This window comes from Burkholderia arboris (assembly GCF_902499125.1).
GTDB classification, from domain to species: Bacteria; Pseudomonadota; Gammaproteobacteria; order Burkholderiales; family Burkholderiaceae; genus Burkholderia; species Burkholderia arboris.
The window spans coordinates 1-9,462 of sequence record NZ_CABVPX010000065.1 but is presented as its reverse complement, the minus strand read 5'-3'; the positions used below and the strand labels follow the sequence as shown (position 1 = coordinate 9,462).

Annotated in this window: 6 protein-coding genes and 2 pseudogenes; 5 read left to right on the top strand and 3 right to left on the bottom strand. The window is 66.9% G+C overall.

The window, feature by feature from the left end; genetic code table 11:
• Positions 1-1,979: FUSC family protein (locus BLA15945_RS37345; RefSeq protein WP_174994755.1), on the bottom strand; the 1,979-nt coding region annotated here is incomplete at its 3' end.
• A complete protein-coding gene (locus BLA15945_RS37340) occupies positions 1,976-2,455 on the bottom strand; it encodes a MarR family winged helix-turn-helix transcriptional regulator (protein ID WP_059241097.1) in 480 nt (159 codons plus the stop codon). The genes BLA15945_RS37345 and BLA15945_RS37340, both read right to left, overlap by 4 nt.
• A gap of 324 nt (positions 2,456-2,779) precedes the next feature.
• Between BLA15945_RS37340 and BLA15945_RS37335 the strand changes: the two genes are divergently transcribed.
• From BLA15945_RS37335 to BLA15945_RS37805, 3 genes and pseudogenes are all read left to right on the top strand, one after another.
• Positions 2,780-3,640, top strand: coding sequence for an FAS1-like dehydratase domain-containing protein (locus tag BLA15945_RS37335; protein ID WP_174994754.1), 861 nt, complete (start codon positions 2,780-2,782; stop codon positions 3,638-3,640).
• Positions 3,641-3,724: 84 nt separating this feature from the next.
• A pseudogene (locus tag BLA15945_RS37810) lies at positions 3,725-3,940 on the top strand (acyl-CoA dehydrogenase family protein); the annotation flags it as partial.
• Positions 3,934-4,568 (top strand): annotated as a pseudogene (locus BLA15945_RS37805) (CoA transferase); the annotation flags it as partial. The pseudogenes BLA15945_RS37810 and BLA15945_RS37805, both read left to right, overlap by 7 nt.
• Before the next feature lies 1 nt (position 4,569).
• On the opposite strand, the gene BLA15945_RS37325 reads toward BLA15945_RS37805, so the two are convergent.
• Positions 4,570-5,265, bottom strand: a complete 696-nt coding sequence (locus BLA15945_RS37325; protein ID WP_081052078.1) for a TetR/AcrR family transcriptional regulator — start codon at positions 5,263-5,265, stop codon at positions 4,570-4,572.
• A gap of 762 nt (positions 5,266-6,027) precedes the next feature.
• Here BLA15945_RS37325 and BLA15945_RS37320 point away from each other — a divergent pair.
• Positions 6,028-7,392, top strand: coding sequence for a DUF1329 domain-containing protein (locus BLA15945_RS37320; RefSeq protein ID WP_174994753.1), 1,365 nt, complete (start codon positions 6,028-6,030; stop codon positions 7,390-7,392).
• 98 nt (positions 7,393-7,490) lie between these two features.
• Positions 7,491-9,320, top strand: coding sequence for a DUF1302 domain-containing protein (locus BLA15945_RS37315; protein WP_407045131.1), 1,830 nt, complete (start codon positions 7,491-7,493; stop codon positions 9,318-9,320).
• The last annotated feature ends 142 nt before the right edge of the window (positions 9,321-9,462 follow it).

The window sequence follows — 9,462 nt, the reverse complement described above, 5'->3', positions numbered from 1 at the left end:
GGCGCGGCGCCCGGCAGATTGCGGCCGGCCACGCGGTGCAGCGCGTCGTCGATCGTCGCGAGCAGCGCGGGCGGCGCCGGCTGGCGCGCGTTCGCGGCCGCGCAGCGCGTGTAGTGATCGGTGACGCCGGCCAGCACGCGGTCGATCGCGTCGGGCACGTCGCCCGACAGCCGGCGGCGCGAGCGGCGCAGGTCGAGCGCATTCAGCGCGATGCGCAGGTCACGGAAGCTTTCGATCGACGGGTGGCGGTGGTCGTCGGACGCGCCGAGGCGTGGCAGCAGTTGGGTGACGCGGTCGAGCATCCGCGATGCGTGGTTGCGCTGGTCGTCGAGCGGCTGCGTCGACGCGGAGCGTGCGACGTCCTCCCAGCCGGAGCGCAGCAGGCGCCGCACGGCGAGCTCCGCGCCGAACGGCCGGGTCGCCCGGGTCCAGACGTATGCGAACAGCAGCCCGGCGACACCCGCGAGATTGCTGTTCAGGAACACGAAGAAATCTGCCTCGTACGCGCTCTGGATGCTGATGAAGGTCGCCGTGTTCACCGCGACGAGCATCGTCACCATGTTGAACTGCGGGCGCGGCAGCAGCGTGCCGATCAGGATGAACGGACCGGCGAACATCAGCACGAGCATCGCGAAATCGTGCACGTGCGGCAGCACGACGAACAGGTAGAGCCCGGCGAACACGACGCTGGCGGCGGTCGACAGGAAAAACTTGAACACCAGCGGCGCGGGCTCGTCGAGCGCGGCGAAGAAGCTGCACGACACGGCGACGAGCGTGACGGCCGCCGCGCCGTCGTGCCAGCCGGACGAGATCCACAGCCAGCACGCGGACACGATCGCGAGCACGACGGTCAGCGTCGAGAACAGCATCATCCCGCGATCGAAGAAGCGCTCGGTGCCGCCGAGCCGCCAGTGCCGGTAGCGCGGCTGCCACACGCCCGCTTCATTCGCGATCAGTGCGCGCAACGAGCGGCAGTCCTGCCAGATGTCGATGACCTGGCGCAGTCGCCACAGCGCGTTCGACATCAGCGCGCCATCCCAGCTCGCGAGCGCACTGTCGGGCGGCTGCAGCGCGGCGATGCGCGCGCGCAGGTTGTCCGCGACCGGATCGTGGGCCATGTCGCCGTCGGTGCCGGCTTTCACGGCCGGCAGCGGCGCGTCGAACCACTTCGCGGCGTCGGCCAGCAGGGCGTCGAGCGCGGGCGGGCGCACGTGCAGGTCGCGCATCAGCGCGATCAGCGGATCGGCGAGCGACGACATCAGCGGCAGGAACAGCTGCATCCGGCCCGCGAGCGCCTGTGCGCGTGCGAGGATGCGCGGGTGCGCATGGTCGTAGCTCAACTGGCTCAGCAGGAACTCGAGGCCGGTGATCGTCGCCGCGAGCCGCTGCCGGCACGCGGACAGCGCCTTGCCGGCGAGGTGCCCGGACAGCGTCTCGCGGCCGTAGAACGCGGCGTCCTTGAACCATGCATCGGTGCGCTCGATCAGCGTCGGCGCAAGCCGGTTCGGGAATACCGCGCTGCCGACCACGCTCGCGCACACGATGCCGAGCACGATTTCCTCGGTCCGCGCGATCGCGACGTCGAACACGGTGGATGGATCGGTCACGGTCGGCAGCGCGATCAGGGGCATCGTGTAGCCGGCGAGCATGAACACGTAGCTGCGCGCGGTGCGGTCGGAGATCGCGAGGTAGAGCAGCGTGCCGCACCAGGTCGCGACGATGATGCTGAACAGGAGCGGTGTCTCGACGAACGGCGGCACGAAGAAGATCGCGGCGGCCGCGCCGAGCGCGGTGCCGAGCGCGCGGTACAGCGCCTTCGAACGCGTCGCGCCGACGAACGGGTTCGACACGATGTAGACGCTCGCCATCGCCCAGTACGGGCGCGGCAGCTGGAAATACAGGCCGAGGTACAGCGCCAGCATCGACGCGGCGAACGTCTTGCCGGAGAACAGCCAGTCGCGAAGGCTCGGATAAGTCATGACGCGGTGTCGTCGGCGTGGGAGGGACGCGCGGCGGGCGAGTGCGACTCGGATGCATTGAACGCATCGAGCACGCGCAGCGTCGTTTCGAGATCGGCGCGCGAGACGCCCTTGAGGACCTGGGCGCGCAGCGCGCGCAGGTCTTCCTCCATCTTCGCGGTGACCGCGCGGCCGGCGGCCGTCAGCGAGATCGTCTTCGCGCGGCGGTCGTGCGGATCCTCGTCGCGGCGCGCGAGGCCGGCCGCGCACAGCTGGTCGAGCAGGCGCACGAGCGACGGCCCTTCGATGCCGACGTGTTCGGCGAGCGTGCCTTGCCGCACGCCTTCGCCGAGGCGCCCGGCGATCAGGAGCGGCGTCGCGCAGGCTTCGGAAACGTTGTACGCGTTCAGCACGCCGTCACTGGTGCGGCGCCACTTGCGCGCGGACATCACGAGCAGGCTGCTGACGGCGAGGCGGAGATCGTGCAGATTGGTCATGGGCGAGATGATAGGGGCAAAAATATTCGATAGCAAACTATCGTTTTTTGTCACCCGGATGACATGTCGCTCGGGGCGCGGCCGGTCCGTCTGAAGCAATTTAGGCGGCGTGCCGGCGGTGGTCAAGCTGTAAGGTTGGCGGCCCGGAGCAGCGCGCAGCGGCCGCGGCGATTAGACTGAATAGTCAGACGAGAACCGTCCCGCAGGACGGAGCAGGGCCGCGCGTTAACCAAATCAGAAGCCCCGGTTCGCGAAAGCCGACTTTTCGAACCGGCGCGCGGCGTGCATATTAGGGTCATTGCAAGCGCACCGGAGACGCCGCCCATGTCGACCTCATCCCCGCAGCCTGCCGCCCCCGCGTCGCTCGACGCGTGGCTCGGCAAGACCGAAACGCTCGGCGACGACATCACTGCGTTCCCGCTGAACGCGCTGGCCGCTACGCTCGACCGCCCGCCACCCGGCGACGTCGTGCCGCCGATGTGGCACTGGCTCTACTTCCTGCCGGTCGCGCCGCTGGCCGAAGTCGGCCCCGACGGCCACCCGAAGCGCGGCGGCTTCCTGCCGCCCGTGCCGTTGCCGCGCCGCATGTGGGCCGGCGGGCGCCTGACGTTCCATGCGCCGTTGCGCGCGGGGCAGCGCGCAACGCGCGAATCGACGATCGCGAACCTCGAGGACAAGACGGGCCGCAGCGGCCGGCTCGTGTTCGTGACGGTGCAGCACCGGATCGAATCCGGCGGTGCGCTGTGTGTCGAGGAAGAGCACGACATCGTCTATCGCGACGCGCCGCAGCCGGGCGCGCCCGCACCGAAGCCGGTCGCGGCGCCCACGGGCGAGACGTGGGCGCGCACCGTCACGGCCGACGCCGTGATGCTGTTCCGCTATTCGGCGCTGACCTTCAACGGCCACCGCATCCACTACGACCGCAGCTACGTGACGCAGGAAGAAGGCTATCCGGGGCTCGTCGTGCACGGCCCGCTGATCGCGACGCTGCTGGCCGATCTCGTGCACCGCGAACGGCCCGACGCGACGCTCGCGAGCTTCGCGTTCCGCGCGGTGCGTCCGACCTTCGACTCGGAGCCGTTCGCGCTGTGCGGCAAGCCGTCGGACGACGGTCGCACGATCGAGCTGTGGGCGAAGGATCGCGACGGCTGGCTGACGATGCAGGCCACCGCAACCCTCGCGTAACGCGCTTCCGTTCACTCATCGACGACGGGCAGGCGGACGACGCGGCACGACCCGTATCAGGGCGTTCGCAAAGCGGCGCGCGACCTGTGCTGCCCGTTTTCCGGCGAGTATTTCCGCAAGATCGACGGCGCGCGCGGCTATCCCGATGCGTTCGTCGACGCGCTGACGAACGCCGGCTGGCTGGCCGCGCTGATTCCGCAGGAATACGGCGGTTCGGGCATCCGGCTCACCGAGGCTTCGATCATCATGGAGCAGATCAATCGCTCGGGCGGTAATTCCGGCGTGTGCCATGCGCGGATGCCCGCGTGCTCGTGCAGAACCTCGCGCCGGTGCGGTCGAGCGTCTCGGGCTCGGCGACGACGCGCTGAAGGACGCGCATCCGCGCCTGATCGCCTGCGATCTCTCGGGCTATGGCGACGAAGGTCCGTATCGCGACCGCAAGGCATACGACCTGCTGATCCAGAGCGAGGCCGGCTGCCTGTCGATCACGGGTTCGCCGGGACAACCGGCGAAGGCCGGTTGCTCGATCGCGGACATCGCGGCCGGCATGTCCGTGCATACGAACATCCCGAGCGCGCTGCCGATGCGCGGCCGCACCGGTACAGGATGCCGGATCGACATGTCGATGCCGGAGAGCATGGTCGCGTGGATGGGTTATCGGTTCTACTACGCGATCGACGGGCAAAGCGCGCCTGCGCCGTCGATCGCATCGCACGCGACGATCTGCCCGTACGGACCGTTCCCGGCCGGCGGCAAGACCGTGATGCTCGGGCTGCAGAACGAGCGTGAATGGAAGTTGTTCTGCGAACAGGTGTTGCGGCAACCCGCGCTCGCCGACGATCCGCGCTTCGACGCGAATTCGAAACGCCACGCGGCGCACGCGCGCGCCGGCGTGCCCGTTTGCCGTGGGGGCAGTCCGTTGCCGGCGTTCAGCCCGGCAACGACGCCACGGCGAGCACGGCCTTCACGGCTTCGTCTTCCATGCCCTTGATATCGGACGGGAAGCGGTTGCGCTGCGGGATCAAGACACTCAGCCCTTCGATCTGCGCGGTGATCAGCGCCGACCGGCGCGCGAGTTGCTGCGGCGTCAAAGCGGGGTTCACCGCCGTCACGAAGCCGGCAATCATCTGGCGCTGGAACAGGTACGCGTCTTCCATGGCCTGCCGCGCGAACTCGTGCGCATGCGCGAGCGCCCAGATGTTCACGAACAGGCTTTGCGTGCGCGGCAGCTTCGCATCCTCGATCAGCATCCGGACCACCTTTTCCAGCCGTGCGGCGGGCGACAGCGTTTCGTCGGTCCGTACGCTGTCGTAGTTCCGCGAATACTCGGAGATGGTTTCGCTGATGATCGCCGCGTAGAGATCCTCGCGCGAAGGAAAGTAATGCTGCAGGTTCGACAGCGCGAGCCCCGCACCGGTCGCGACCTTGCGCATCGTCAGGCCGCCGTAGCCGTCGACGACGAAGATCTCGATCGCGCTCTCGAGAATGCGGCCGACCGTATGGCGGCCGCGCTGGGTCAACGCACGTGGGCTGTCGCTTGCCCTGGCGTCCGACGCGGGTTCCGATCGACGGGGCGACGCAGGTTCTGCGCGAATGTCGTCAGGGCTCGTCGCTTTCGGTTCCATCGAAGTTTCTCCTCCTGCGGGCAACACATGCCCGGGCTTGCAGATGTGTAAGGTGGATTGTAGGTTATTCGACCTAGTGTCTCAAGCCGGGCAAGCTTTTTCCGTCTGCCGGCCGGCGTGACGAACGCCGGCTGCGGCCCCTTGTGCCGGTCCGGTCCAGATACCGGTGTGCGAGATTCTACGCGTGTTCGCGGCCTTATCAGGTTGGCGCGCCACGCGTTGCTTCCCCCGCTGCGGCACCGTCGCCGCAACTTGACTTTACGCGACGTCCAAAAACAGGTCGATCAACCTATCTTCTGATGCCCGGCGAGTAACGACCCGAACCCTTCGCGCGTGCCGACGGCGAGTGCCGACTTGTCGAGGTGCGACACATGACCGCAAAAATACTCGATAAGTACGCGGAAAGCGCATGAATCGTCTTGCCTGAACAACGCGATACAGTCCCGTCGCATGCGAGGGTTTCACCCGACTTGTGACCGAAAATTGCCATGCGTATAACGTTAACTAGGTCATGTGACATAGTTATGGGGTGGCGAAGATGCCGAGATCGCAAACCCCGGACGTGACCCGTTGCACCTTCCGGCGCGGGGCCGGCGCATCGATCGCGCGCCGACGATCTGCCGCCTGAACGTGTGCGCCGACATTCGACACGCGGGCCGCCGCCGCCGGCCCTCACAGGACGCGCCATCGAGCCGATGGTGGAGACAGCTTCGCGTTGCCCGGCGGCTGCCGGCAAACGGAGCGGGATTTGGAGCGAGAACCATGAACAGGAAGCATGCAATCGGAACGTTGAGCGCCGTCGCGGCGGCGCTGTTGCTGGCCACCGGCAGTGCGGCGGCCGAGGACCTCACGGCGACCGGCGCGGAGCGCGGGCCGAGCAAGGACGGCCTCGTGCCGGCGTTTGCCGGCCGGCAGGCGCCGCAAGCGGGCTGGGAGTACGGGAAAGTCCGCGGCGATTTCTGGAAGCACCGCAACGAGCAGCCGCTGTACTCGATCGACGCAGCGAACCTCGACAAATACGCGGACAAGCTGTCGCCCGGTCAGATTCAGCTGATCAGGCAACTGAAGGGCTATCGGATGGACGTCTATCCGTCGCACCGCGAATGCCAGTTGCCCGACGTGGCCGAGCAGAACTCGAAAGCGAACCTGACGGCAGCGAAGCCGGCCGCGAACGGCCAGTCGCTGCAGTCGGCCGCGCTGCCCGGCGTACCGTTCCCGCAGCCGAAGAATGGCGCCGAGGCGATGCTGAACTACGAGACGCGGTATCGCGGCGAAGGGATCGAATGGTCGCCGATCGCGACCGTCATCTCGCCGCGCCCGGGCAGCAGCGACTGGATCGACGGGATCGGCCCGCAGGCCGAGTACCTGCCGGCCGGCCGGCTCGGCAAGACATCGCCGCAGGACGTCGACCAGATGAACATGGCCGTCTACTTCTCGATCAATTCGCCGGCCGCGCTCGCCGGACAGTCGTTCGTGCAGCGCCAGTACTACGACAAGGATTCGGAGACGTACTACTACTTCCCGGGCCAGCGCCGCGTGCGACGCATGCCGGCCTATACGCACGATGCGCCGCTGATCGGCTTCGAGAATCAGTATCTGATCGACGACTCGAACATGTTCAACGGGTCGCTCGACCGCTTCGACTGGAAGCTGGTCGGCAAGAAGGAAATGATCGTGCCGTACAACGCGTTCGGCCTGTACACGTACAAGAGCAAGCTGCATGACGTCGCGACCCCGAACGGCATTTCCGCCGACCACCGCCGCTATGAAGTGCACCGCGTGTGGGTCGTCGAGGCGACGCTCAAGCCGAGCGCGCGGCACGTCGCGTCGAAGAAGACCTTCTATCTCGACGAGGACAGCTGGCTTGCGCTGACTGCCGAGGACTACGACGCACAGGGCAAGCTCTGGAAAGTGCGCGAGAGCTATCCGATCCCGGTGTTCGAGCTGGGCGGCGCGTGCGACAACCAGCCGTTCGTCCAGTACGACCTGAACAACGGCCGCTATGTGTTCGACGGCTCGTCGATCGGGCAGGGCAAGGACATCCGCTACTACGAACGCGCGAACGATCCGCGTTTCAAGCCGGACTTCTACACGGCGGAATCGCTGCGCTCGGTCAGCGAACGGTGACGACAACCGGCTGACGGCTGGCGGATGAAAGAACCGGCGCGCGTGCGACGCGCGCCGGCGTCGACAAGGGGAGGAGGCAGGTCATGAAACCAAGAATAATGATTAGGCGTACTGCAATTTCGCTCGCCGTGATGAGCGCGACGGCCACGAGTGCATTCGGCTACCAGTTCACGTCCGCGGGTGGCGACCTGCAAGGTTCGTGGGTCACGAACCTGACGGCCGGCGCCGGTATCCGGACCAAGAACCCGAGCTGTTCGCTCACCGGCGACCCGAACGCGTTCGGCTGCGGCGCGGGCGCGAATACGAATCAATGGGGCTTTGGCGACAACGGTGATCTGAACTACCGCAAGGGCCAGCCGTTCAGCACCTACGTCAGCGCGACCAGCGAGCTGCTGCTGAAGATGCCGAGTGAAGGGCTGAAGTTCATGGTGCGCGGTACTGGCATGTACGATTTCCTTGCCGGCAATACGAACCGCACACCGTTGTCGAGCACGGCGGCCGCGCAGGTCGTGTACAACGCGCAACTGCTCGATCTGTGGGGCGAGAAGGATTTCACGATTGGCGGGCGCAATGCGCACGTGCGGGTCGGCAATCAGGTGATCAACTGGGGCGAGAGCATGTTCGCGCAGAGCGGCATCAACGCGACCAACGCGATCGACGTGCAGAAGCTGCTGATTCCCGGCTCGCAACTCAAGCAGGCGCTGTTGCCCGCGCCGATGGCAAGCTTCGCGGCCGACCTGTCGCACGGGTTCAGCACCGAGGCGTACTACCAGTTCCAGTGGAACGGCAACCGCTACCCGCCGGTCGGCTCGTACTGGTCGACGTCGAATATCGTCGGGCGCGGCGCCGAACCGTACACGGTCAACACGACCAACCCGAACGTCGCGGGCCCGAGCGCGGGCACGATCGCGAATGCGATCGGCGGCGCGAACGCCGCGGGCAACCAGGACACGCTGAACGCGATCAAGAACGGGCTCGTGAACGGCACGTACGCAGGGCCGCCGTTCAACGACGTCGGCTTGCCGCTCACGACCACGCTGCCGGCGAAGTACCGGCCGCAGTTCGGCGTGAAGTTCAACTTCTCGCCGCGCTCGTTCGATGCGAACTTCGCGCTCTACTACGAAAACTATACGGACAAGTCGCCGGTGCTGACCGCGCTCGCGAACGGCGGCATCCAGGCATCCTATCTCGGCAGCCGGCAGCTGTTCGGCGCGAGCGCGAACTTCGGCGTCGGCCCGTGGGCGATCGGCACCGAGCTGTCGTACCGGCCGCGCGATGCGGTCGCGCTGTCGGGCTGCTACGGGCCCGGCGGCCCGCTCGATGCGATCACGAACGGCGTGGCGGGCATCGACTGCCAGCAATGGGTCGACAAGAAGAAATTCCAGTACGACCTCAACGGGCTGCTGGCGCTCACGCGCAGCGAATACCCGTTCCTGAAGCTGCTCGGCGCCGATTCCGCCGCGCTGACCTGGGAACTCACGTGGATCTACTACCCGGGGCTGAGTTCCAGCGGCGTCACGCGGACCGTCGGCGGGCAGACCGTCACACAGGCGCCGCAGGCCGGCTATGCGCCGTGGCTGAACAACGGCTCGGGGCTCGGCTATCCGATCGCGATGGCGCAGGGCACCGCGAGCTCGGTGGGCGCGACGATCGATTTCAACTGGACCTACGACGGCTCGCTGATCCACGGCTGGCAGGTCACGCCCGGCGTGACGTTCTCCGATGGCCTGTACGGCTACACGCCGACCTTCACCGCGAATTACCTGCAGGGCGCGAAGTCGGTGAACGTCTACGTGCTGTTCAACCAGAATCCGCCGACCTGGCAGGCCGGCATCAATTTCACCGCGTTCTTCGGCGGGCACAACACGGTCGGGCAGCCGTACGCGGACCGCAATTTCGTCGGGATGTTCGTCACGCGGAATTTCTGACGGTGACGGGTGGCAGGCGGCGCGCATCGTGCGTCGGGCGTCGTCGCAATACATGAAGGAGTAAGGTCGTGCTCAATCGTCTGGTCAGTCGCCTGGAAAGGCTTTTCTTCGGTCATCGCGCGCTCGTGCTCGCGGCGATCGC

What these genes read in the sequence shown, in the direction of transcription:
- BLA15945_RS37340 (WP_059241097.1), bottom strand. Translation starts at nt 2,455, where the DNA reads ATGACCAATCTGCACGATCTCCGCCTCGCCGTCAGCAGCCTGCTCGTG.
- BLA15945_RS37335 (WP_174994754.1), top strand. Translation starts at nt 2,780, where the DNA reads ATGTCGACCTCATCCCCGCAGCCTGCCGCCCCCGCGTCGCTCGACGCG.
- BLA15945_RS37325 (WP_081052078.1), bottom strand. Translation starts at nt 5,265, where the DNA reads ATGGAACCGAAAGCGACGAGCCCTGACGACATTCGCGCAGAACCTGCG.
- BLA15945_RS37320 (WP_174994753.1), top strand. Translation starts at nt 6,028, where the DNA reads ATGAACAGGAAGCATGCAATCGGAACGTTGAGCGCCGTCGCGGCGGCG.
- BLA15945_RS37315 (WP_407045131.1), top strand. Translation starts at nt 7,491, where the DNA reads ATGATTAGGCGTACTGCAATTTCGCTCGCCGTGATGAGCGCGACGGCC.